The sequence below is a fragment of the Tabrizicola sp. genome (genome assembly GCF_016792905.1).
Taxonomy (GTDB): Bacteria; Pseudomonadota; Alphaproteobacteria; order Rhodobacterales; family Rhodobacteraceae; genus Tabrizicola.
Genome location: NZ_JAEULP010000001.1, coordinates 49002 through 70687, shown reverse-complemented (window position 1 = coordinate 70687; position 21686 = coordinate 49002). Strand labels below are relative to the sequence as shown.

Genomic DNA, 21686 nt, shown 5'->3' with positions numbered 1-21686 from the left:
GAACCCGGCCCGAGGAAGTCCTGCCACATCGGGATCGAGCCGCCCTTGTAGACGCCGATCTCCAGGAACGACACATCGCGCCCCTGCCAATCGGCCAGAAGCGCGTCATAGACCTCCAGGTAGTGCTCCATCTTGAACAGCGTCCGGTCGCCGGTCCGGGCCGGATAGTCGCGAAAATAGCGGGTCATCGTCTCACCTCATGCCCGCCGACCCTACACCGCCAACCCCCGCCCGCAAGCGCGGCTCACATCAGCTGGGCTTCCGTCGCCTCGAACACCACGGTCGACGCAGCACCCCGGCCTTCGCCGACCCTGCTTGCGACAAGCCGCTGGCTCCACAGCGTCTTCTGGTTGGCCTGATCCACAAGGCGCACCCTCAGATAGGCCCGGTCCTCGCTCCACGCCCCTTCAAGCTGCAAGTCAAACCCCGCCGCCAGCCGATCACCCGGCACCGCGCGACGGTTGGTTTCACCCAGCAGGTATTCTGCGGTGAGCCGCGCGATGGCTGCGGCCAGGTCGCGGGCGATGGCCGCCTCCGTGCCCTCCGGCAGATCGGCGAGGCGCAGGGTGAACGGCGCCAACGCTGGCAGGTCCTGCCGATGACTGTCGCCAAGCTCTGCCGCCACCCGCTGCCGCTCTTCGGCCAGCCAGGCCTTGAAGGCCGCATCCACGACGTCGATGCCCTCAAGGAACTCCCGTCCCTGGGCCAAAGCTTGCCGCGCCAAGGCGGGGTCACGGTCCAGGTCGGTTGTCACCCCCGACAGGCAGACGCAATCCCGGTCGCTCGTCAGCCGCACCGCCAGAGGACCCAGCGCCTTGCGCAGCTCGGTCAGCGCCTGCCGCAGGCTGCCAGAAGCCTGCTCCTGCCCCCGGTCCGACCACAGCCGCGCTTCCAGCCAGCGGCGCGGACGGCGGTGGCCGGGCGTCCGGCTCAGCAGCGCCAGCAACGCCCGCGCCTTTGACCCACGCGGCGTCCGGTCGTGCCCGGCGTCGTCCCGCACCTCGAAAACTCCGATCATCCGAATGAACATCTCCGGCCCGCCTGTCCCTGCTTCGTCAACTCGGGGCAGCTTCGGACGGCCAGCGTGAAATTTGCGTCAATCGCCCGCGGCGATCCGTCAATGCCGCAAGAAAATCGTGAAATCGCGTGAAATCCACGGGTGGAAACCAGCGCGATTCGTCGTGCGTCCCCTGCAAAATCAGGGATTCCAACGGTTTCACGGGGAATTAACGCGCGATCTTCCCCCCTAGGCTCAATCTGGTCGCAGCGCGCGGCCAGACCGCCCGCAAGCGCGGGTGCCGAAACCGGAAACCGTGAAAGGTCTCGCCATGCCCCGGCCATCCTCGTCCAGTCTTGCCGAACGCGCCGAGGGGCTTTTCCACCTGGTCGACGGGCAGGCCGCTGCACGTCCAGACCATTTTGATCCGGCGATGCAACCCCGCCTCGGGATGAATTTTGCCATGCTGGATTACCTGGGCCTTGCTGCTCATCCGGCGGTACGCTCGGCAGCCCTTGCCGCCCTTGGCCAGCATCGACTTGCGGCACCAGGCCCTGCGCCCCGGCTTGGCCTGACGGCCCCCGCCCTTGCGCTGGAAGCCCGCATCGCCGCATTCCTGCGACTTCCCGCCGCCGCGACCTTCGCGTCAGGAAGCGATGCGATCCGCCAGACCCTGCGCGCGATGCTGCGTCCCGAAGATGATGTGATCGTCGATTCAGACGCGCATCCGGCCATGTTCGACACAGTTCTCCTTTCCCGCGCTCGGCTGCACCGCAGCCCCGCCGCCTCGGTCGAGGGGGTCGAACGCCGCCTGTCCCGCCTCGCCCGCCAACCGGGTCACGGACGACTGGTCATCATGGTTCCCGCCATCTCTGCGCATGGCTCGCGGATTGCCGAGCTGGCGGAACTGGCTGCCCTCGCCCGGCTGCACGATGCCCTGCTGATCGCAGATGTCAGCCATGATCTTGGCGCGATGGGCCAGTCCGGCGGCGGAGTGATGGAGATCCAGGCCTGCCTTGGCCGCGTCGATGTCGTCCTCGGCAGCTTTGCCAAGTGCTTCGGCGGCGCTGGCGGGTTCGCGGCCTACCGGGACCCTGCATTGAAGCCCGCATTGCGGCAGGGCCACTGGCAGACGACCGCGCTGTCACCGGTGAACGCCTCCGCGATCCTGGCATCTTTCGACATCATCACCGCGCCCGAAGGTCGCCGCCGCCGCCGCAACCTGCACGGCGTCGCGCTGCGGCTGCGCAATCACCTTATGGCCGACGGCATCAAGGTGATGGGCAAGGCCTCGCCTCTCGTACCGGTGCTGTTGCCAGCCCCGACCGCGCTGGCGCGCACCGCGCTTCTGGAAAGCGCCGGTCCCCTTGTCACGCTGTTGCAGGCCCCCAGCGTCGCGGGCCACGCCCCGCGCTGGCGCCTGCAGCTGACCGCCGACCACAGCCCTGCCGACATCGACGACCTGGCCGAACTGATCCGCGACGTCACCCGCGCCTTCGACCGCAGGCCCACCCCGCGTCCGGCGGATCGCCCCTAGCCTTTGACCGAGGCCGTCACATAGTTGCAGCTCAAATCCCGGTCCGACAGGCTCCAGCGCCAGGTCACCGGGTTGAACACCATCCCCTTGCGGTCCACCGGGCGCAGACCGGCGTTCCCGATCAGCGCATACAACTCGTCCGGGGTGATGAACTTCGCCCAGTCATGCGTGCCCTTCGGCAGCCAGCGCATCACCCATTCGGCCCCGACGATGGCCATCATGAACGACTTCGGGTTGCGGTTCAGCGTCGAGCAGATCATCAGGCCGCCCGGCTTCAGCAGCTCCCGGCAGGCGATCAGATAGGCCAGCGGGTCCGCCACATGCTCGATCACTTCCATGTTCAGCACCACGTCGAAGCGCTCCCCCGCCTCGGCCAGCGCCTCTGCCGTCGTGTGGCGATAGTCGATCACCAGCCCTGACTGCCGGGCATGGGCCTCCGCCACCGGGATGTTCCGCTCGGCCGCATCGGCCCCCACCACATCGGCCCCGAGACGCGCCATCGGCTCCGACAGAAGCCCCCCGCCGCAGCCGATATCCAGCACCCGCAGCCCCTTGAAGGGCAGCGGTCCCGCCAGGTCCCGCCCGAACTCCGCCGCGATCTGCGCGCAGATGTAATCCAGCCGACAGGGATTCATCAGATGCAGCGGCCGGAACTTGCCATTCGGATCCCACCACTCGGCGGCCATCGCCTCGAACTTGGCCACTTCCGCAGGATCGACCGTATCCACTGTCATCACCGGCTCCTGTTTGCCCTTAGACTTCGGGGTTTCCCGGCGTATATAGGGCAATGATGGATCAGAGATCAGGTCAAAAGCGCGCAGTCGAGTATCTTTACCCGCCGATCGACCCGTTCGATCAGCGCATGGTCGACATGGGCGATGGCCACCAGGTCTATGTCGAGCAATGCGGCCACCCCGGCGGCCAGCCGGTCATCGTCTTCCATGGCGGCCCCGGCGGCGGCTGTTCCCCGGCGATGCGCCGCTACTTCGACCCCCGCCACTACCGCATCGTCCTCTTCGACCAGCGCGGCTGCGGCCGCTCGCGTCCCCATGCCAGCGTGACAGCCAACACCACCTGGCATCTGGTGCAGGACGTCGAGTCCATCCGCACCACGCTTGGCATCGACCGCTTCATCGGCTTCGGCGGCAGCTGGGGCGCGACGCTGGCGCTGATCTACGCGATCACCCATCCCGACCGCGTGGCGCATCTGGTGCTGCGCGGCGTCTTCCTGATGACCTCCGCCGAACTGGCCTGGTTCTACGGCGGCGGCGCCGGGGCCTTCTTCCCCGACCTCTGGTCCCGCTTCGTGGAGGTCATCCCCGAAGCCGAACGCGCCGACCTTATCGCCGCCTACCACCGCCGCCTGTTCTCGGGCAACCTGGTCGAGGAAACCCGCTACGGCCGCATCTGGGCCAACTGGGAAAACGCCCTCGCCTCGATCCAGAACGAAGGCGCGCTGGGCGAAAGCCCCTCCGACTACGCCCGCGCCTTCGCCCGCCTGGAAAACCACTACTTCCAGAATGCGGGCTTCCTCGACGGCGACGGCTGGATCCTGCGCGAACGTCGGCGCATCGAGCACCTCCCCGCCACCATCGTCCAGGGCCGCTATGACATGATCTGCCCCCCGCAAGCTGCCTGGTCGCTGGCGCAAGGCTGGGCGAACTGCGACTTGAAAATGGTCCCGATGGCGGGACATGCCCTGTCGGAACCCGGCATTAGCGAGGCCCTCGTTCGCGTGATGGACGGCTTAAAGTAGGTCGGGGTTTACCCCGACTCCCTCAAGCCCGCTTCCCCACCACCGCGACGCCCAAGGCCTCCAGCACCTTCGCCTCGATATGCGCCGCATCCAGCCCCGCCACCCGGTACATCGCCTCGGGCGAGGCCTGGTCGATGAACACATCCGGCAGCACCAGCGAGCGGAACTTCAGCCCCCGGTCGAACACCCCCTCCTCGGCCAACAACTGAGCCACATGCGACCCGAAGCCGCCAACCGCGCCCTCTTCCACCGTCACCAGCGCCTCATGCCCCCGCGCCAGCCGTAGCACCAGATCCCGGTCAAGCGGCTTCGCGAACCGCGCATCGGCGACCGTGACCGACACACCCCGCGACGCCAACGCCTCCGCCGCCTTCAGGCCCTCCGCCAGCCGCGTCCCGAAGGACAGCAGCGCCACCCGCGACCCCTCGCGCACAACCCGGCCCCGCCCGATCGCCAGCAGTACCCCGCGCGCGGGCATCTCCACCCCCACGCCCTCGCCCCTCGGATAGCGGAACGCGATCGGCCCCTCATCGTGAGCAACCGCCGTCGCCACCATATGCACCAACTCGGCCTCGTCCGCCGCCGCCATCACCACCATCCCCGGCAGGTTTGACAGGAAACCGATGTCGAAGGCCCCGGCATGGGTCGCCCCGTCGGCCCCCACCAGCCCCGCCCGGTCGATGGCAAACCGCACCGGCAGCCGCTGGATCGCCACATCGTGCACGACCTGATCGTACCCGCGCTGCAGGAAGGTGGAATAGATCGCGCAGAACGGCTTCAGCCCCCCCGCTGCAAGACCAGCCGAGAACGTCACCGCATGCTGCTCGGCGATCCCCACGTCGAAGCACCGCTTCGGGAACCGCCCGGCGAAGAGATCCAGCCCCGTCCCGTCCGGCATCGCCGCTGTGACCGCGACGATCTTCTCGTCCCGCTCGGCTTCCGCAATCAGGCTTTGCGCGAAGACCTTGGTGTAGCTCGGCGCATTCGACGACGCCTTCACCTGCACCCCGGTCAGCACGTCGAACTTGCCCGTCGCATGGCCCTTGTCCCGCGCCGCCTCGGCCGGGGCATAGCCCTTGCCCTTCTGCGTCAGCACATGAATCAGCACCGGCCCCTTTGCCCGCGCCTTCACAGTGCGCAGGACCGGCAGCAGCTGGTCGAGGTCATGCCCGTCAATCGGCCCGACATATTCGAACCCCAATGACTCGAACAAAGTCCCGCCGATTGCCATGCCCTTCAGCATGTCCTTGGCCCGCTTCGCCCCCTCCTGGAACGGCGAGGGCAAGAGGCTCACAAACCCCTTGGCCACCTGCTTCAGATCCTGCATCGGCGCCTCGGCGTAAAGCCGCGACAGATAGGCCGACAGCGCCCCCACCGGCGGCGCAATCGACATCTCGTTGTCGTTCAGCACCACGAAAAGCCGCTTGCCCAGATGGCCCGCGTTGTTCATCGCCTCGAAGGCCATGCCCGCCGACATCGCTCCGTCGCCGATCACCGCAATCGCGTCGCCCGGATCGCCGCCAAGGTCAGCCGCCACCGCAAAACCCAGCGCCGCCGAGATCGAGGTTGACGAATGCGCCGCGCCGAACGGGTCATAGGGAGATTCCGACCGCTTGGTGAAACCGCTGAGGCCGCCTTCCATCCGCAGGCTGCGAATGCGCTCGCGTCGCCCGGTCAGGATCTTGTGCGGATAGCACTGGTGGCCCACGTCCCAGATCAGCTTGTCGCGCGGGGTGTCGAACACGGCATGCAGGGCCACCGTCAGCTCCACGACCCCAAGGCCCGCGCCAAGATGTCCACCCGTCGTGCTGACCGCCGAAATCGTCTCGGCTCGCAGCTCCCCGGCCAGCTGATGCAGGTCGCGGTCCGACAGCGCCTTCAGATCCGAGGGCACGATCACCCGGTCAAGCATTGGAGTAGCGGGTCGGTCGGTCATCATGCCTGCCTTTGGCGCATCAATTGTCCCGCGCGATAACGAAGCGCGCCGCCGCAATCAAGTTCGCCGCGCCTTTTCCATACCCTGCCAGCGCCGCCTCGGCCTCGGCCACCAACTCCGCCGCCCGCGCCTTGGCTCCCTCCAGCCCCAGAAGCGAGACGAAGGTGGCCTTGCCCGCGCCCGCGTCCTTGCGCAGGCGCTTGCCGGTCCGGACCTCGTCGCCGGTCACATCAAGGATGTCGTCCGCGATCTGAAAGGCAAGGCCCAGCGCCGCCGCATAGTGCCGCAGGGGTCGGGGGTCGGCCCCGGCCATCACCGCGCCCGCCTCGGCGGCAAAGCCAATCAGCGCCCCGGTCTTGCCTGCCTGCAAGGCGGTGATCTCGTCCAGCGTCAGCGCACGCCCCGCCGTTTCGGCGGCAATGTCCAGTGCCTGCCCCAGCACCATACCGTCGATGCCCGAAGCCTTCGCCAACCCTGTGACCAGAGCGATCCGCACCTCAGCTGCACCCAGCGCAGGATCGGTCAACAGCTCGAACGCCAGAGTCTGCAGGGCATCTCCGGCCAGAACCGCCGTTGCCTCGTCCCATTTTCGGTGCACCGTCGGCTGTCCCCGGCGCAGGTCGTCATCGTCCATGCAGGGCAAATCATCGTGCACGAGGGAATAGGCATGCAGCGCTTCCACGGCTGCCGCCGCGCCGATCGCCCTGTCCTCGGGAACACCCAGCATCCGCCCGCCTTCCAGCACCAGAAAGCCCCGCAGCCGCTTCCCGCCCCGAACCGCGTAGCGCATCGCCTCGGTGACAGGTTGGTCGGCGCGTCCTGCGAGCGCCGCCGAAAGATGCGCCTCGATCAGCCCCGCATCCGCCGCCAGCCGTTCCGCGAAAGTCACATCCCCTCCGCCGGAGTCGTCCCCACCGCCCGGCCTTCCTGCGCCCGGATCAGCTCCACCTTCTCTTCCGCCTCGGCCAGCTTCTTCGCGCAATGCGCCTTCAGGGCCGCCCCGCGTTCATACAGCGCAATCGACTGTTCCAGCGGCACCTCGCCCCGTTCCAGCGCGCCCACCACCTGCTCCAGCGCGGCCATCGCCTCCTCGAAGCTCATCTCCGGGATAGGTTTGTCGCTCATCGGCCCCGTTCCTCCAGTACCCCAACATGCGCCGCAACGGATGCCGCCAGCGCGTCAAGATCATAACCCCCCTCCAGCGACGATACCACCCGCCCGCCGGCGAAATCACACAGACGCCCGGTCAGCCAGCCATAGTCCTCCGCCTGCCATGCCAAGCCCGCGAGCGGATCCTCGGCATGGGCGTCGAACCCGGCAGAGATCAGCAGCAACTCGGGTCTCCACTCCGCCAGGGTCGGGAAGACCACGCCTTCATAGACTTCGCGCATTTCGCGCCCGCCCGACCCCGCCCGCAGCGGGACGTTGACGATCTGCCCCCGCATACCCCGCTCCTCTGGCCGCCCGCTGCCCGGATAGAGCGGCATCTGGTGCGAGGAGACGAACAGGCACCGCCCCTCGTCCCACAGCAAATCCTGCGTCCCGTTGCCGTGATGCACGTCGAAATCCACGATGGCGACGCGGGACAACCCATGGTGATCCAGCGCACGCTTCGCCCCGATCGCAACCGTCCCGAACAGGCAGAACCCCATCGCCGTCTCGCGTTCCGCATGGTGCCCGGGAGGCCGCCCCGCCACGAACGCCGTCTTCGCCTCCCCCGACACCACCGCATCCACCGCCGCGCAGATGCCGCCCACCGCCCGCATTGCCGCCTCATACGACCCCGGCGACAGAAACGTATCCCCGTCCAGCTGCGCCCAGCCCTCTTCCGGCACTGCGGCCTTCACCCGCGCCAGATAGCCCGCCGGATGACATCGCAGCACCTCCGCTTCCGCCCCCATAGGGCACTCCCGCCGCTCCACCGGCAGCCCGGCCAAACCCCTCTCCACCGCTTCCAACCGCGCCACCCGCTCCGGATGACCGGGCGGGGTCACATGGCCGCGAAACGCCTCATGCGCGAAGACAAGCACCGCAAAGCCCTTTCATACTGGGAAAAATATCCCGGGGGTCCGGGGGCTGGCCCCCGGTCGACGCCAGCCACAGCTCAATCCGGCTGCAGCATATAGCCCTCGCCCCGCACCGTCTGCAGGTAGCGCGGCGCCTTCGGGTCGTCCTCGATCTTCCGCCGGAGCCGGGTGATCTGCACGTCCACCGCCCGCTCCTGCGCCGCGTCGACGCTGCCTTGGTCGGCCACCAGCTTCTCCCGGCTGATCGCCACCCCCGGCGCCGCCGCAAACACCCGCATCAACTGCGCCTCCGTCGCCGTCAGCCGCACCGGAGCCTCGCCGCGCCACATCTCACCCCGGTCGAGATCATAGCGCACCGCGCCCATATGGATCACCTGCCGCACCGGCTCCGCCGCCTTGACCGCAGGCACCCGCCGCAGGATCGCGTTGATCCGCAGCAGCAATTCCTTCGGCTCGAACGGCTTGACCAGGTAGTCATCCGCCCCCGCCTCAAGCCCCTCGATCCGGTTCGCGGCCTCGCCTCGCGCGGTCAGCAGAAGGATCGGCGTCTGCATCCGCTTGCGCAACTCCCGGGTCAGCGTCACCCCGTCCTCGCCCGGCATCATCACGTCCATGACGATCATGTCGAACTCCAACCCGCCCAGGATCCGCCGCGCCTGCGCCGCATCGCGCGCGACCGAAACCAGGAATCCGCTCCGCATCAGGAACTTCTGCAACAGGCCCCGGATGCGCTCGTCGTCATCCACGATCAGCAGGTGAGCATCGGGACCCATCAGCCGCCCTCTTTCAACCGGCTGTATTGCCTGCGCATCTCCGGGTCCATCATCGCCTCCAGCACCTGCCGGAAGCCTGCCACCGCGACGGGGCCCGCCGCACGGTAGGCCGCCCGCATCCGCGCCCGCTGCGCGTCCGACAATTCCCGTTCCAGCATCTGTCCCTTGTCCGTCAAATGCAGATGCCGTTCCCGCGCATCCGCCTTGCCCTTCTCGCTTCGCACAAGGCCATCCTCGATCAGTGTCCGCAACACACGATTCAACGACTGCTTTGTAACACCGAGGATCGACAGCAGGTTCGAAACCGTCGTCCCCGGCGAGCGATGGATGAAGTGGATCGCCCGGTGATGCGCCCGGCCATAGTCCTTGCCTTCCAGAATCCGGTCCGGGTCCGACGTGAATCCGCGATAGGCGAAGAACATCGCCTCGATACCCTTGCGCAGCTGTTCATCCGTCAGGAACAACAGGCTTTCGCCACCCGGTGTCTCGGCCATCGCTCTCTCCTTTCCTCCAAATTTACGTCAGCCTTGTTGACTTTCCAAGTACGAACCCGTAACCCTCCGCCGATTTTGCGCAAGAATCTGTCCGGTACGGCCCTATCTCGCGCAACTTTTGCAAAGAAGGAGGTTGAGATGGCTGGGTACGACGATCGCGATGGAATCATCTGGATGGATGGCAAGCTGGTGGAGTGGCGTTCGGCCAATGTCCATATCCTGACCCACGCCTTGCATTATGCCTCGTCGGTCTTCGAGGGCGAACGTTGTTACAACGGCAGGATCTTCAAGGGTCACGAACATTCCCTGCGGCTCCTTGAATCCGGACGCCTGCTCGACATGCCGATCCCCTATTCCGCCACAGAGATCGATGCCGCCAAGGAGGCCGTGCTCAAGGCCAACGGCCTGACCGATGCCTATATCCGCGCCATCGCCTTCCGCGGTGTCGGCGACGAGATGGGCGTTGCCTCGCTTGGCAACCCGATCCGCATGGCCGTCGCCTGCTGGTCCTGGGGCAGCTATTACGGCGACGCCAAGTTCAAGGGCGCGAAGCTCGACATTGCCAGGTGGAAGCGCCCCTCGCCAGAGACCATCCCGTCAGAAGCCAAGGCTGCCGGTCTTTACATGATCTGCACCATGTCCAAGCACGCCGCCCAGGCGAAAGGCTGCTCGGACGCCCTGATGTTCGATTATCGCGGCTATGTTGCCGAGGCGACCGGCGCCAATATCTTCTTCGTCAGGGACGGCGAGGTTCACACCCCCAAGGCCGACTGCTTCCTGAACGGCCTGACCCGTCAGACCGTGATCCAGATGCTCAAGGACATGCAGATCAAGGTCCATGAACGCCACATCCTGCCAGAAGAGCTGGAGGGCTTCGAACAATGCTGGCTGACCGGCACGGCGGCGGAAGTCACGCCCGTCGGCCAGATCGGCGCCTACACTTTCGAAGTGGGTGATCTGACAAGGCGCGTGGCCACCGATTACGAGAAGCTGGTCCGCACCTGAACGGCTTGCGGGCAGGCCCGATAGCCTGCCCACCTGCACACCAGCACCAAACCGGATCAGGCGATCTCGGTCACGACCTCGATGTTGCCCTTCGTCGCGTTGGAATAGGGGCAGATGAAATGTCCGCGCTCTGCGATCTTTTCCGCGACGGCGCGGTCAAGCCCCGGCATCGAAACCACAAGCTTCACCTTCAGGCCGAAGCCGCCATCCGACCGTGGTCCGATGCCGACATGGGCGTTCACGGTCGCATTCTCTGGCACGCTGCCCAGTTTCTCGGCCCCGGCCACAAAGCGCATCGCGCCCAGGTAGCAGGCCGAATAACCCACGGCGAACAGTTCTTCCGGGTTGTGCCCCAGGCCCGAGCCGCCCAGTTCCTTCGGGCTGGCATGCGTGACCGTAAGTTGTCCGTTCACCAACCCCGACACACCGTTTCGACCGCCACCAGTTGCCTTGGCTTCGGTCCAGTACTTGGCATCCACCGTCATCAATTCCTCCAATCGTTTTCGACTATATCGTGCACGATATATAATGGCGACAGAATCGCTCCGCTGTCAACTCATTGCTTTTCCGTCGCACACGATATAAAGTGCGGCCATGGCAACCGCTCCCTCAGACATGCTTTGCTTCGCGTTGCATTCCGCAGCCCATGCGATGCATTCGGCCTATGCTCCACTTCTGCAACCGCTGGGCCTGACCTATCCGCAATATCTGGTCCTCGCGGCGCTGAACTCCGGCGATGCAAGGACCGTTGGGAAGCTCGGGGCTGAACTCCGGCTGGATTCGAACACGCTCACCCCTCTGCTCAAGCGGATGGAGCGTGCGGGCTGGGTTCACCGCAGCCGTGACGCGCGGGACGAACGCCAGGTTCTGCTTTCTCTGACAGATGACGGCCGCGCCCTTTTCGCGCGGACGGCATCGGTGCCTGGCGCCTTTGCGGACAGGACCGGATTCCAGCTGTCGGACCTTGCCGATCTGCGGGACATCCTCATAGGGTTGCGCGACCACCTGAAGCCGGCAAAGCTTGACAAATCGTAAACAGAAATATCCAAACGTTTGATTTGGATTGATTTTCTGTTCTTGTCCACCGTGGACAGTCAGGCGGTGCGGCCCCGTTCGATCCGCAGGAACTGGATCAACCGGGTAGACCCCGAGGATCCCCGAGACCGCTGCCAGGTTTCCCGCGGTGTCCGGGCCAGGCGCAGGAAATGCTTGACGCGACCCCCGGTCGTGCGGGTGCGATGATCGGCAAGATGACGGCTCATGCTCTCCTCCCAGGCTGCTCTTTCCCCAGCTTGCACCCGAATCGCCGCTCCGCCAACCCCGTTGCAGGCCCTTCCCGGCGCGATCCCGCCGACTCCCGCTTGCCCGTCGGGACCGGAAGCGGCCCTCAGACCGCCGAGAACCCGTTGTCGACGAAAAGCTGCGCGCCGTTGACGAACTCCGCATCGTCCGAGGCAAGGTAGAGCGCCGCCCGCGCCACATCCTCGGGCTTTCCCATCCGTCCCTGCGCCGCCATGATCGCCGCGTCCGAGACATCAACCCCGTATTTCGTCAGCTCCTCGACCTCCCGGTTGCCGTGCGGCGTCTGGATGAAGCCCGGGCAAACCGCGTTGCAGCGGATGCCCCTGTCGCGGAATTCCACGGCAATCGCCCGCGCGAACATGTGAACGGCGCCCTTGGTCGCATCGTACAGCACCTCGTTCGGCGTCGCATAGACCGCCGAGATCGAGGACGTGCAGACGACGGACCCCCCGCCGTTCGCCAGCATTTGCGGCAAGACCGCGCGGGTCATCAAGTACATCGACTTGACGTTGACGTCGAACAGGAAGTCCCAGTCCCTCTCCTCGGTCTCGAGGAACGGCTTGATCACGATGGTTCCAGCATGGTTGAACAGCACGTTCACTGGCCCCAGTTCGGAATTGACCGCGGCCACCGCCGCCTCGACCTCGGCTTTCGAGGATACGTCGGCTTTCGCGAAATGCGCCTTGTGACCCTTGGCCTTCAACTCCGCCACCAGCGCCTGCCCGGCCTCGACGTTGCGGTCGATCACACCGACCGCCGCGCCTTCCGCCGCAAACAGCCGGGCCGAAGCTGCACCCATTCCCGTCGCCCCGCCCGAAATGATCGCGGTCTTGCCCTTCAGCCTGTCCATTCAGTCCCCCTTCAGCCGCTTTACCGCCCAGCGCGCCGCATCGGCGACGCCCGGGTCGGCATCCTCTGCCAGTTCCGCCGCTCCCAACGCCAGCCGCGGCAGGGCAGAGTTCCCGATAGCATAAAGCACGTTCCGCACGAACCTGTCGCGCCCGATCCGCTTGATCGGCGAGCCCGCAAACCGCTCGCGAAACCCGGCATCGTCCAGCATCGCCAACTCGGCCAGCTCCGGCAGCCCGTGCTTCGGCTGATAGCCGATCTCCCGCGCCGCGACGGCGAACTTGTTCCAGGGACAAATGGCCAGGCAATCGTCGCAACCGTATATACGATTGCCTATGCGGCCCCGCAGCTCCGTATCTACAGGCCCCTTGTGCTCGATGGTCAGGTACGAGATGCATCGTCGCGCATCCAATTGATAAGGCGCAGGAAAAGCCTCGGTCGGGCAAATATCCAGGCAGGCGGTGCAATTGCCGCAATGGCTGACCTCCGGCGCGTCCGGCGGAAACTCCAAGGTCGTGAAGATCGCCCCCAGAAACACCCAGCTTCCCAGATCACGCCCCAACAGGTTGGTGTGCTTGCCCTGCCACCCCAGCCCTGCCGCCTGTGCCAGGGGCTTCTCCATCACCGGGGCGGTATCGACGAACACCTTGATCTCGCCCCCCGCCTGGTCGATCAGCCAACGCCCAAGCCGCTTCAGCCGCGGCTTCACCAGGTCGTGGTAATCCTTCCCCTGGGCATAGACCGAAATCACCCCCCGGTCGCGCGCCGAAAGCCCCGCCATCGGGTCGCCATCGGGCGTATAGGCCTCGGCCAGCATGATCACCGACCGCGCCTCGGGCCAAAGGGCCGCCGCCGACCCGCGCCAGGCCTCGCGGTCCGCCATCCATCCCATCTGCCCGTGCCGCCCCTCGGCCAGGAACATCCGCAACCGCCCGGCCGCCTCGGGCACCGCATCAGGGCGGCAGACGCCCGCCTTCACGAACCCCTCCTCCAGGGCCCGCGCCACCAGCTGCTCTTTCGTCAGCCCTTTCATCTTTGCGCAGGTATCCCGGGGCCGCCTATGGAGCGCCATCGGTTCGAGAACCAAAGGCGGCGGGCAGCGCCCCGAGGGGAGGGTCTAGAAATCCAGGTCGGCATAATGCGGCGCCGGAGGAAAGCCCGAGATCTGGTCGGCAAGCAGCGGCCGGAACGACGGCCGCGACTTGATCTTGGCGTACCAGTCCTTCAGCACCGCATGGCGGTTCCAGTCGACATCGCTGATGTAGTCGAGACAGCTCAGATGCGCCGCCGCGGTGAAATCGGCCAGCGTCATCGCATCGCCCGCCAACCAGCGGCGCTGGTCGAGGAGCCAGGCCATGTAATCCAGGTGATACTTGATCCGGGTCGAGCCGAGCTTGACGTTCTTCGAATCCGGATACCCTTGCCCAGTGACCTTCTTGTTCACCCGCTCGTACAAAAGCTTCGAGGTCACTTCATTGTGGAACTTGTCGTCAAACCAGGCACATAGCCTGCGAACCTCATAGCGCCCCTCTGCGCCTTTCGGCATCAGGGCCGGTTCCGGCGCGGTTTCCTCGATGAACTCGCAGATCGCCTGGCTTTCGCTCATCACGCGGTTGCCCATCTTCAGGATTGGCACCTTGCCCGCCGGATTTCGGCGCAGGAATTCCGGCGAGGGCTCCCAATAGCGTTCCTCGACCAGCTCGACCTCGATCTTCTTTTCCGCCAGCGTCAGGCGCACCTTGCGGCAGAAGGGCGACAGCGGAACGTGATACAGGCGGTTCGAGGGGCGGTTCATCGGGCTGCGGCCTCCGGTCTTGCACCCTCCTTGCCGCGAGCCCGCCCGGAATTCAATCCCTTGCGCCGGTCAGTCCTCAAAACAGGCGGAACGACCGTCCGCCGCAATGGTCTCGGCGCCCGACATGTGCGTCCGCGCCCGGCTTCTGACATAGCTCGAAGGCTTCGAAGCACTCCATTCCTTGGGGTTCGGCAGGACCGCCGCCAGCCGGGCCGCCTGCACCGCGGTCAGGTCCTTCGCATCGACCTTGAAATAGTGCTGCGCCGCCGCCTGCACGCCGAACACGCCTTCGCCGAACTCGGCAACGTTCAGATAGACTTCAAGAATGCGCTGCTTGGACCAGACAAGCTCGACCATGGGGGTCAGGACGGCCTCCATCGCCTTGCGCACCCAGCTGCGACCCTGCCAGAGGAAGACGTTCTTCACCACTTGCTGGCTGATCGTGCTGGCGCCGCGGTTGCTGCCCTGCTCGATCGCCTCGCGGATGGCGGCCATGTCGAAGCCCCAGTGGTTGCAGAAATTCGCATCCTCGGCGGCCACCGCCGACCGTCCCATCACCGGCGCGATATCTTCCCATGCGACCCAATCCTTCTCGATCCCGCCCAGGCGCCAGGCCTCGCTCATCTGGTAAAGATTGATCGGCGGCGGGACAAAGCTGAAAAGCAGGATCAGAAAGCCATAGAGAGCCGCGACTGCGCCCAGACCGCGGCCAAGCCATCTCAACACGACGCGCAACCGGGATCGCGGCGCAGGCGCTTCCGCCTTTGCCTTGCGCCTGCGCGGTGCCGGCTTGGCCCGGTCTGCCGGTTTTTCGGCGGTCTTCTCGGTCATGCTGCTACATGGACGCAGAGCGGCGGGGCCCGTCAAGCCCGTCCTCGATCAGAACGGGCCATCCGCCGACTGGTTCAGCACGCCTTGCGGAATCTGGTTCTGCATATCGTAAAGCGCGTCTTCGGTTTCGGCGCTCAGCCGGGTTTGCAGGATTTTCGGCGCGCCCTTCAGGGCTTTCACCCGGTCCAGGACGCGGTTTGCGCCAAGAAGCCGAACCCGCATCCCCACCGCAGCACCGCCCTTGTCCAGCGCCTGGCCAACCGCAAGCAGGAAGGACTGCTCCACGCCCGCCTCCAGAAACCGGGCGGTGAGGCCCCTGTCCTGTTCCCCCGGTTTCCGGCGGTCAAGAAACAGCATCCCGATCAGCGTCCCCCAGCGACCGCCGCCCAATGGCCGACCGGAGGCAAGGTCGATCGACTGGTTGACCGACACCCGACCGGTTTCGGCCCTGGTCACGACGACAATATCCTCCGGCTCGGTTCCGGCCTCTTGCTGGAAAACGGCCAGCGCCTCACCGGCAACGAAGGCGGCGTTCTGGCTGCCGTAAAGAACAATGATCAGATCGGACACGACCGAAGCTCCGGCGTCGGGTTGGCTTGAAGGGCAATCTAGGCAGGAGAGCAAAGTGCCAACAAGGGAAATCGCCACAACCGCAGACCCTGGGCACCGGACTCTGCGGGCGTCACGCGCGTCGGGGCAGAAAGGACTTTACGCCGGGGCGGATCGCCGCTTATCTCCGCGCCGGTGCATGGAAGGACCGGGCTGCCACGATGATCCTGCGCGGGTTTACCAAGGGCGATGCGCTGTCCGAGGCTGTTTACTCCGATTGCGAACGCTACCGCTACCTGCTGACCCGGGTCTGGGGTAGTGGACCGAAAGCCTTGTTCGTGATGCTGAATCCCTCCACCGCGACCGAAGTTCAGAACGACCCGACGGTCGAGCGCTGCGAGCGGCGCGCGCGCGCGCTGGGCTATGGGGCGTTCCGGGTGACGAACATCTTTGCCTTCCGGGCTACCGACCCCAAAGTCATGCGCGCGGCCGATGACCCGGTTGGTCCGGACAACGACCGCGCGATCCTGGACAGCGTGGATTGGTCGGACAGCATTCTCTGCGCATGGGGCAACCACGGGCTGCACCTGAACCGGGGCGACGAGGTGGCCGCCCTGCTGCGCGGCACCGGCGCCCCGCTTTCGCATCTTGGCCTGACCGGGCAGGGACAGCCGCGCCATCCGCTTTACGTCGGCTACGGCCAGCAGCCACAGGCCTGGTAGCCGGGTCACGCGGCCACCATCTTGACATCGCTCTCGCTCACCGGCGCACCGTTGACCACGGCGAGCTTCGCCCCATCGAGATAGATCGCGTGACCGCCGCCTTCGTTCGCCTCGACCCTAAGCACGGGATCGGGGTGGACGGCTGAGTCATAGACAATGACCAGCTTGTCCTCGCTCGGGTCGTAATCGGAAATCTGCGTGACCGAATCTCTCGACAGCCCGTCCTGCAGGACAAATTCGTCATGGCCTGCGCCGCCGGTGGCGAAATCCCCCGCTCCCAGAAGCAGGTGATCATCGCCATCGCCGCCGTTCAGGAAGTCGGCCTCCTGCTGCCCCTCCTCGACGCCCGATATGGTGTCGTCGCCATTCATGCCATCAAGTTCGTCCCGGTCGCCGCCCCCGGTCAGAAGGTCATTTCCGTCTGCACCGACCAGCCAGTCTTCGTCGTCGCCGCCATCCAGCCAGTCGTCACCCGTCCCGCCCAGAAGCGTATCCTTGCCCGCATCGCCCTGCAGGCTGTCATTGCCCTCGCATCCGGCGAGGGAGTCGTTTCCGTCACCCCCCGCGATGCTGTCTTCGCCCGCGTCGCCATAGACGGTGTCGCTCCCGCCCTCGGCCAGGATGCTGTCATCGCCGTCGCCAGCCCAGATGGCATCATTGCCGCCGCCTGCATCAATCAGGTCATCCCCGCCGCGGCCGTTGATCATGTCGTCGCCGCCGCCGCCTTGAAGGTCATCCCCCGCGTCGTTGCCCGAAAGCTGGTCCACACCGTCGGTGCCGGTAAGCGTGACCGACGGATCGACCGGGTCGTCCAGGTCATCGGAGGTGGGTATGGTGGGATCGCCCGACAGGTCGTCCAGGAGGTCGCCGTCATCAAGCGATGGTTCGCCGTCGTCCGGAGCGGGTGGCTCGGCCTCATCATTGTCATCGTCCCGGAACGAGAACACGGCATCGGCAGCCAGGCCGGCCATCATCACACCGAAAAGGCCAAGCATGGCGAGCAAACCCGAAACTCCCTACCACTTCGACCATCGGGCCGATACCGCAGAACCCACGTTAACCATTTGGTAACGCATGGAAACTCTGGCCAGAAATACCATGGATCGGGCCGTCGCCAAAGCGGCGTTCGCGTCCCGCAACCCGGAATCTCGACTCAGGGTTAACCGTGGCTTGATGGGTCGCGCTGAATCCGCTTCCCTTGCCGTCCGAATCCGCCTATACGCCCGCATCCGCTTTCGGGCGGACCCTCCAAGGGCCTTGCTGGACGACATCCCGGCCTGCGCCATGACCCTTCAGAACAGGAGACCCCGATGTCGATCACCGTTGAAGAAAAAGCCCGCCTGATCAAGGACTACGCCACCAAAGAGAACGACACCGGCTCGCCGGAAGTTCAGGTCGCGGTCCTGTCGTCGCGGATCGCCACTCTGACCGAACACTTCAAGGGTCACAAGAAGGACAACCACTCGCGTCGTGGCCTTCTGATGATGGTGGCCAAGCGCCGCAAGCTCTTGGACTACCTGAAGAAGACGGACGAAGCGCGGTACTCCACGCTGATCACCCGTCTCGGCCTGCGCCGCTAAGACCGGCCAAGGGTTTCGCGAACGCCCGTACCGAAAGGTGCGGGCGTTTTGCGTTGCCGCGGAACCGTCGCGCGCCCATATAGGACCAAACGGAGGCATTCATGGCAGACGACAAGTTTCCCGGCTGGCACGGCACCACCATCCTCGCCGTCCGCCGCGGCGGCGAGGTTGTTGTGGCGGGCGACGGCCAGGTTTCGCTCGGCCAGACCGTTATCAAGGGCACCGCCCGCAAGGTCCGCCGCCTGTCGCCCGGCGGGCATGACGTCGTCTGCGGCTTTGCAGGCTCCACCGCCGACGCCTTCACCCTTCTGGAACGGCTGGAGAAAAAGCTGGAATCTGCTCCCGGCCAGTTGGCCCGCGCCTGCGTCGACCTGGCCAAGGACTGGCGCATGGACAAATACCTGCGCAATCTTGAAGCCATGCTGATCGTGACCGACGGCTCCGCCCTTTTCGTCATAACCGGCGCCGGAGACGTGCTGGAGCCCGAGCATGACGTAGCCGCCATCGGTTCCGGCGGCAACTTCGCCCTCGCAGCCGCCCGGGGCCTGATGGCCACCGACTTGCCAGCCGAGGACGTAGCCCGCAAGGCCATGGCCATCGCCGCCGACATCTGCGTCTACACCAATGGCAACCTGACGGTCGAACGGATCACGGCTCCGGCGAAGACCTAGGCCTGCCCCATTTCCTTCTTCACCTGCATATAGGCCGTCAGCACCGCGTTCATCCGCGTCTGGTAGCCTGGCCCCTGTGCCTTGAAGAAGTCCAGCACCTCCGGGTCCACCCGCAGGGAGATCAGCTTCTTCCGCGATTGTTCCGGCAGCACCGCGTCGGTCCAGCCCGTCGCAAGCGCCTCGACCGGCAACTCGTTGATCCGATCGTTCGGATTCAACACCAACGGACTGGCCAGGGCGCGCTTTTCCGCGATGCTCAGCCGCTTCGGTACTTCGTCAACCATTCACATGCCCCTCTCAGATGCCCAGCGTTTGCCGCTGTGACGTTATCGTTATTTTTCAGTCACTTCCGGCCCGGAATTATATATACATCCTGTATATATGCAACCAGAGGCCGTATATACTGCCCGTGGTCCGGAATTTACCTCACTTGGTTTGCCTCGACAAACCCCTTATCTCTGCAAAGACAGTTTCTTGCCGAGGCATTCGACCGATGACCCCAGAAGACCTACGCGCCGCCGTCGCCGCCGGCATCGTGACCGAAGCGCAGGCGGCCTCGCTCTCGGCCCTGGCGAATGACCGCTCCGGCAAGCGCGCCACCCTTCCGGCCGAAGATGAGCCGTTCGAGTTCTTCCGCGGCTTCTCGGAGATCTTCATCTCCATAGGCCTTGTCATCCTGCTGGTCGGCGTCACGGCACTCCTCGCCGCATTCGGTGGCTTCGCGCTCCTGACGCTCGTCCCGCTCGCGACGGCCGCCATCGCCTGGTGGTGGGCAGGCTACTTCACCCTGAAGCGTCGGATGACCCTGCCCTCGATGGTGCTCGCCACCGCCTTCGGCATCGGCATCGCGATCTTCGTCTTCACCGTGCTTGGAAACGCCGGGCAGGATCATCGGATGACGGCAATCCTGGGCTTTGCACTCTCGGCCTTCGCAATGGTTGCCTGGTATCGGCGATTCCGCCTGCCCTTTTCCGCCTTCCTGACCGGTGGCTTCGTCCTGGCTGCGATCTATGCCTTCACGGCCTCCGCCTCTAACCTCGCCGGGCTCTTCACCGGCTTCCAGGGCTACCGCTCACTGTTCGACCTTGGCGAAAGCCCCGCCTTCGCCAGCGCCACACTGGTCTTCGGGATCGGCGCCTTCCTCACCGGCATGTGGTTCGACATCCGCGACCCCTATCGCCTTGGCCGCTACGCCGCCACGGCCTTCTGGTGCCACCTCCTGGCCGCGCCCGCGCTGGTCAACACCGTCGCCGTCACCCTCCTGAATGGCGGCGGCATCGGCTTTTTGACCATCGCGCTGGTCCTGATCACCGTGCTGGCCCTGGTCATCGACCGCCGCAGCTTCCTCACCGCCGCCATCGCCTATATCGCCATCGTCATCGCCTGGGTGATGGGCGAAGGTGCGGGCACCAGCTGGATCTTCGTCCTCCTCGCCCTTGGCGCCTTCATCACCGCCATCGGTACCTGGTGGGTGCAGCTTCGGGCCAAGGTCATGCAGATGCTCCCTGATTTCCCCGGCAAATCCCGCCTGCCGCCCTATGGATCCACCGAATGACCGACCTGACCCCCCGCGAGATCGTCTCCGAGCTTGACCGCTTCATCATCGGCCAGAAGGAAGCCAAGCGCGCCGTCGCTGTGGCGCTGCGCAACCGCTGGCGTCGGAAGCGGCTGGGCGATGACCTGCGCGATGAGGTCTATCCGAAGAACATCCTGATGATCGGCCCGACAGGGGTGGGCAAGACCGAGATCAGCCGCCGCCTTGCCAAACTCGCGAAGGCGCCGTTCCTGAAAGTGGAAGCAACCAAGTTCACCGAGGTCGGCTACGTCGGCCGCGACGTAGATTCAATCGTGCGCGATCTTGTCGATGTCGCGATCACCGACACCCGCGCCCAGATGCGGGAAGACGTGAAGTCCCGCGCCCACAAGGCCGCCGAGGACCGCGTGGTCGAGGCGCTGGCCGGCAAGGAGGCGCGCGAGCAGACCCGAGAGATGTTCCGAGGCAAGCTGAAGCGTGGCGAGCTGGACGACACGATGATCGAGATCGAGGTCGCGGACGCCGCCCCCGCCATGCCGATGGGCTTCGGCATGCCCGGCATGGAAACCCAGATGCAGGGGTTGCAGGACCTGTTCAAGGCCTTCGGCAGCCGAAGCAGCCGCAAGCGGATGACCGTGGCGCAAAGCTACGACATCCTGATCGGGCAGGAAGCCGACAAACTTCTGGACGATGAGGCCGTCCGCACCGCCGCGCTGGAGGCGGTGCAGGAAAACGGCATCGTCTTCCTCGACGAGATCGACAAGATCTGCGCCCGAAGTGACGCGCGCGGCGCCGATGTTTCACGCGAAGGCGTCCAGCGCGACCTGCTGCCGCTGATCGAGGGCACCACCGTCTCCACCAAGCACGGCCCGGTGAAGACCGATCACATCCTCTTCATCGCCTCCGGCGCCTTCCACATCGCCAAGCCCTCGGACCTCCTGCCCGAACTCCAGGGCCGCCTGCCGATCCGCGTCGAACTCGCGCCGCTGACCGAAGAGGATTTCGTCCGCATCCTCACCGAAACCGACAACGCGCTCACCCGGCAATATACCGCCCTGATGGCGACCGAGGAAGTGACCGTCACCTTCACCCCCGACGGCATCGCGGCCCTGGCCCGCATCGCCGCCGAGGTGAACCGCAGCGTGGAAAATATCGGCGCGCGGCGGCTTTACACGGTGATGGAGCGCGTCTTCGAAGAGCTCTCCTTCAACGCGCCCGACCGCTCCGGCCACAGGGTGACGGTGGATTCGGCCTTCGTAGAGACGAATCTGGGCGCGCTCGCCCGCTCCGCCGACATCTCGCGCTACGTTCTTTGATCGCCGGAAACC

26 protein-coding genes and 1 pseudogene are annotated in these 21686 nt (G+C 65.6%); 9 read left to right on the top strand and 18 right to left on the bottom strand.

What is annotated here, in order from left to right; all coding sequences use genetic code 11:
• A pseudogene (locus tag JNL31_RS00370) lies at positions 1-188 on the bottom strand (class I SAM-dependent methyltransferase); the annotation flags it as partial.
• A 56-nt stretch (positions 189-244) separates the two neighbouring features.
• Positions 245-1030 carry a hypothetical protein gene (locus JNL31_RS00365; RefSeq protein WP_294968331.1) on the bottom strand — a complete coding sequence of 262 codons (786 nt, stop codon included), beginning with the start codon at positions 1028-1030 and terminating at the stop codon, positions 245-247.
• A gap of 298 nt (positions 1031-1328) precedes the next feature.
• Between JNL31_RS00365 and JNL31_RS00360 the strand changes: the two genes are divergently transcribed.
• Positions 1329-2534 carry a pyridoxal phosphate-dependent aminotransferase family protein gene (locus tag JNL31_RS00360; protein ID WP_294968328.1) on the top strand — a complete coding sequence of 402 codons (1206 nt, stop codon included), beginning with the start codon at positions 1329-1331 and terminating at the stop codon, positions 2532-2534.
• On the opposite strand, the gene ubiG is transcribed toward JNL31_RS00360, so the two are convergent.
• Complete coding sequence (gene ubiG / locus JNL31_RS00355) at positions 2531-3271, bottom strand: bifunctional 2-polyprenyl-6-hydroxyphenol methylase/3-demethylubiquinol 3-O-methyltransferase UbiG (protein ID WP_294968325.1); 741 nt, start codon at positions 3269-3271, stop codon at positions 2531-2533. The genes JNL31_RS00360 and ubiG overlap by 4 nt on opposite strands.
• A gap of 53 nt (positions 3272-3324) precedes the next feature.
• Here ubiG and pip point away from each other — a divergent pair, with 53 nt between their 5' ends.
• Positions 3325-4290, top strand: coding sequence for a prolyl aminopeptidase (gene pip / locus JNL31_RS00350; protein ID WP_294968323.1), 966 nt, complete (start codon positions 3325-3327; stop codon positions 4288-4290).
• Between the two features lie 22 nt (positions 4291-4312).
• Here pip and dxs read toward each other — a convergent pair whose 3' ends face one another.
• From dxs to JNL31_RS00320, 6 genes are all read right to left on the bottom strand, one after another.
• Positions 4313-6226, bottom strand: coding sequence for a 1-deoxy-D-xylulose-5-phosphate synthase (gene dxs, locus JNL31_RS00345; RefSeq protein ID WP_294968320.1), 1914 nt, complete (start codon positions 6224-6226; stop codon positions 4313-4315).
• A 19-nt stretch (positions 6227-6245) separates the two neighbouring features.
• Complete coding sequence (locus tag JNL31_RS00340; RefSeq protein WP_294968317.1) at positions 6246-7115, bottom strand: polyprenyl synthetase family protein; 870 nt, start codon at positions 7113-7115, stop codon at positions 6246-6248.
• Positions 7112-7351: an exodeoxyribonuclease VII small subunit gene (locus tag JNL31_RS00335; RefSeq protein WP_294968314.1), complete on the bottom strand. Its 240-nt coding sequence runs from the start codon at positions 7349-7351 to the stop codon at positions 7112-7114. The genes JNL31_RS00340 and JNL31_RS00335 overlap by 4 nt, the downstream gene beginning before the upstream one ends.
• Positions 7348-8256, bottom strand: a complete 909-nt coding sequence (locus tag JNL31_RS00330; RefSeq protein WP_294968311.1) for a histone deacetylase family protein — start codon at positions 8254-8256, stop codon at positions 7348-7350. Before JNL31_RS00330 ends, JNL31_RS00335 begins: the two co-directional genes overlap by 4 nt.
• Positions 8257-8330: 74 nt before the next feature.
• A complete protein-coding gene (locus JNL31_RS00325; protein WP_294968337.1) occupies positions 8331-9029 on the bottom strand; it encodes a response regulator in 699 nt (232 codons plus the stop codon).
• Complete coding sequence (locus JNL31_RS00320; RefSeq protein WP_294968308.1) at positions 9026-9520, bottom strand: MarR family transcriptional regulator; 495 nt, start codon at positions 9518-9520, stop codon at positions 9026-9028. The genes JNL31_RS00325 and JNL31_RS00320 overlap by 4 nt, the downstream gene beginning before the upstream one ends.
• A gap of 138 nt (positions 9521-9658) precedes the next feature.
• Here JNL31_RS00320 and JNL31_RS00315 point away from each other — a divergent pair, with 138 nt between their 5' ends.
• Positions 9659-10525, top strand: coding sequence for a branched-chain amino acid aminotransferase (locus JNL31_RS00315; RefSeq protein ID WP_294968305.1), 867 nt, complete (start codon positions 9659-9661; stop codon positions 10523-10525).
• Between the two features lie 56 nt (positions 10526-10581).
• Here the strand turns inward: JNL31_RS00315 and JNL31_RS00310 are convergent, their stop codons facing one another.
• The gene (locus JNL31_RS00310) at positions 10582-11010 is read right to left on the bottom strand and encodes an organic hydroperoxide resistance protein (protein WP_294968303.1); all 429 of its coding nucleotides are present in this window, start codon (positions 11008-11010) and stop codon (positions 10582-10584) included.
• Between the two features lie 145 nt (positions 11011-11155).
• Between JNL31_RS00310 and JNL31_RS00305 the strand changes: the two genes are divergently transcribed.
• On the top strand, positions 11156-11560 hold the full coding sequence (locus tag JNL31_RS00305; protein WP_366928904.1) for a MarR family transcriptional regulator: 405 nt from the start codon (positions 11156-11158) through the stop codon (positions 11558-11560).
• Positions 11561-11619: 59 nt separating this feature from the next.
• Here JNL31_RS00305 and JNL31_RS00300 read toward each other — a convergent pair whose 3' ends face one another.
• From JNL31_RS00300 to JNL31_RS00275, 6 genes are all read right to left on the bottom strand, one after another.
• Positions 11620-11787: a hypothetical protein gene (locus JNL31_RS00300; protein ID WP_294968298.1), complete on the bottom strand. Its 168-nt coding sequence runs from the start codon at positions 11785-11787 to the stop codon at positions 11620-11622.
• A 125-nt stretch (positions 11788-11912) separates the two neighbouring features.
• Positions 11913-12677: a glucose 1-dehydrogenase gene (locus JNL31_RS00295; protein WP_294968295.1), complete on the bottom strand. Its 765-nt coding sequence runs from the start codon at positions 12675-12677 to the stop codon at positions 11913-11915.
• On the bottom strand, positions 12678-13709 hold the full coding sequence (queG, locus tag JNL31_RS00290; protein ID WP_294968293.1) for a tRNA epoxyqueuosine(34) reductase QueG: 1032 nt from the start codon (positions 13707-13709) through the stop codon (positions 12678-12680). It lies immediately after the preceding gene.
• A gap of 84 nt (positions 13710-13793) precedes the next feature.
• The gene (locus JNL31_RS00285) at positions 13794-14471 is read right to left on the bottom strand and encodes a glutathione S-transferase family protein (RefSeq protein ID WP_294968290.1); all 678 of its coding nucleotides are present in this window, start codon (positions 14469-14471) and stop codon (positions 13794-13796) included.
• A 69-nt stretch (positions 14472-14540) separates the two neighbouring features.
• Positions 14541-15302: a monofunctional biosynthetic peptidoglycan transglycosylase gene (mtgA, locus tag JNL31_RS00280; RefSeq protein WP_294968287.1), complete on the bottom strand. Its 762-nt coding sequence runs from the start codon at positions 15300-15302 to the stop codon at positions 14541-14543.
• Positions 15303-15350: 48 nt separating this feature from the next.
• On the bottom strand, positions 15351-15872 hold the full coding sequence (locus JNL31_RS00275; RefSeq protein ID WP_294968284.1) for a DUF1269 domain-containing protein: 522 nt from the start codon (positions 15870-15872) through the stop codon (positions 15351-15353).
• A gap of 200 nt (positions 15873-16072) precedes the next feature.
• Between JNL31_RS00275 and JNL31_RS00270 the strand changes: the two genes are divergently transcribed.
• The gene (locus JNL31_RS00270) at positions 16073-16573 is read left to right on the top strand and encodes a DUF1643 domain-containing protein (RefSeq protein ID WP_294968282.1); all 501 of its coding nucleotides are present in this window, start codon (positions 16073-16075) and stop codon (positions 16571-16573) included.
• Positions 16574-16578: 5 nt separating this feature from the next.
• Here the strand turns inward: JNL31_RS00270 and JNL31_RS00265 are convergent, their stop codons facing one another.
• Positions 16579-17568 (bottom strand): calcium-binding protein, encoded by a 990-nt coding sequence (locus tag JNL31_RS00265; protein WP_294968279.1) that lies wholly within the window; start codon positions 17566-17568, stop codon positions 16579-16581.
• Positions 17569-17883: 315 nt separating this feature from the next.
• Here JNL31_RS00265 and rpsO point away from each other — a divergent pair, with 315 nt between their 5' ends.
• Together rpsO and hslV are read left to right on the top strand one after the other, a co-directional pair.
• On the top strand, positions 17884-18153 hold the full coding sequence (rpsO, locus tag JNL31_RS00260; protein ID WP_294968276.1) for a 30S ribosomal protein S15: 270 nt from the start codon (positions 17884-17886) through the stop codon (positions 18151-18153).
• Between the two features lie 101 nt (positions 18154-18254).
• Entirely contained in the window at positions 18255-18824 is a 570-nt protein-coding gene (gene hslV / locus JNL31_RS00255; protein ID WP_294968273.1) for an ATP-dependent protease subunit HslV, read from the top strand.
• Here hslV and JNL31_RS00250 read toward each other — a convergent pair.
• A complete protein-coding gene (locus tag JNL31_RS00250; protein ID WP_294968270.1) occupies positions 18821-19108 on the bottom strand; it encodes a BrnA antitoxin family protein in 288 nt (95 codons plus the stop codon). The genes hslV and JNL31_RS00250 overlap by 4 nt on opposite strands.
• Positions 19109-19317: 209 nt before the next feature.
• On the opposite strand from JNL31_RS00250, the gene JNL31_RS00245 reads away from it, so the two are divergent.
• Positions 19318-20379: a hypothetical protein gene (locus tag JNL31_RS00245; protein WP_294968268.1), complete on the top strand. Its 1062-nt coding sequence runs from the start codon at positions 19318-19320 to the stop codon at positions 20377-20379.
• Positions 20376-21674 (top strand): ATP-dependent protease ATPase subunit HslU, encoded by a 1299-nt coding sequence (hslU, locus tag JNL31_RS00240; RefSeq protein ID WP_294968266.1) that lies wholly within the window; start codon positions 20376-20378, stop codon positions 21672-21674. Before JNL31_RS00245 ends, hslU begins: the two co-directional genes overlap by 4 nt.
• The last annotated feature ends 12 nt before the right edge of the window (positions 21675-21686 follow it).

Excerpts from the sequence above, each read along its gene's own strand:
- JNL31_RS00365 (WP_294968331.1), bottom strand. The coding sequence starts at position 1,030 with ATGTTCATTCGGATGATCGGAGTTTTCGAGGTGCGGGACGACGCCGGG.
- JNL31_RS00360 (WP_294968328.1), top strand. The coding sequence starts at position 1,329 with ATGCCCCGGCCATCCTCGTCCAGTCTTGCCGAACGCGCCGAGGGGCTT.
- pip (WP_294968323.1), top strand. The coding sequence starts at position 3,325 with ATGGATCAGAGATCAGGTCAAAAGCGCGCAGTCGAGTATCTTTACCCG.
- dxs (WP_294968320.1), bottom strand. The coding sequence starts at position 6,226 with ATGACCGACCGACCCGCTACTCCAATGCTTGACCGGGTGATCGTGCCC.
- JNL31_RS00335 (WP_294968314.1), bottom strand. The coding sequence starts at position 7,351 with ATGAGCGACAAACCTATCCCGGAGATGAGCTTCGAGGAGGCGATGGCC.
- JNL31_RS00320 (WP_294968308.1), bottom strand. The coding sequence starts at position 9,520 with ATGGCCGAGACACCGGGTGGCGAAAGCCTGTTGTTCCTGACGGATGAA.
- JNL31_RS00315 (WP_294968305.1), top strand. The coding sequence starts at position 9,659 with ATGGCTGGGTACGACGATCGCGATGGAATCATCTGGATGGATGGCAAG.
- JNL31_RS00310 (WP_294968303.1), bottom strand. The coding sequence starts at position 11,010 with ATGACGGTGGATGCCAAGTACTGGACCGAAGCCAAGGCAACTGGTGGC.
- JNL31_RS00300 (WP_294968298.1), bottom strand. The coding sequence starts at position 11,787 with ATGAGCCGTCATCTTGCCGATCATCGCACCCGCACGACCGGGGGTCGC.
- JNL31_RS00295 (WP_294968295.1), bottom strand. The coding sequence starts at position 12,677 with ATGGACAGGCTGAAGGGCAAGACCGCGATCATTTCGGGCGGGGCGACG.
- queG (WP_294968293.1), bottom strand. The coding sequence starts at position 13,709 with ATGAAAGGGCTGACGAAAGAGCAGCTGGTGGCGCGGGCCCTGGAGGAG.
- JNL31_RS00285 (WP_294968290.1), bottom strand. The coding sequence starts at position 14,471 with ATGAACCGCCCCTCGAACCGCCTGTATCACGTTCCGCTGTCGCCCTTC.
- mtgA (WP_294968287.1), bottom strand. The coding sequence starts at position 15,302 with ATGACCGAGAAGACCGCCGAAAAACCGGCAGACCGGGCCAAGCCGGCA.
- JNL31_RS00270 (WP_294968282.1), top strand. The coding sequence starts at position 16,073 with ATGATCCTGCGCGGGTTTACCAAGGGCGATGCGCTGTCCGAGGCTGTT.
- JNL31_RS00265 (WP_294968279.1), bottom strand. The coding sequence starts at position 17,568 with ATGCTTGGCCTTTTCGGTGTGATGATGGCCGGCCTGGCTGCCGATGCC.
- rpsO (WP_294968276.1), top strand. The coding sequence starts at position 17,884 with ATGTCGATCACCGTTGAAGAAAAAGCCCGCCTGATCAAGGACTACGCC.
- hslV (WP_294968273.1), top strand. The coding sequence starts at position 18,255 with ATGGCAGACGACAAGTTTCCCGGCTGGCACGGCACCACCATCCTCGCC.
- JNL31_RS00250 (WP_294968270.1), bottom strand. The coding sequence starts at position 19,108 with ATGGTTGACGAAGTACCGAAGCGGCTGAGCATCGCGGAAAAGCGCGCC.
- JNL31_RS00245 (WP_294968268.1), top strand. The coding sequence starts at position 19,318 with ATGACCCCAGAAGACCTACGCGCCGCCGTCGCCGCCGGCATCGTGACC.
- hslU (WP_294968266.1), top strand. The coding sequence starts at position 20,376 with ATGACCGACCTGACCCCCCGCGAGATCGTCTCCGAGCTTGACCGCTTC.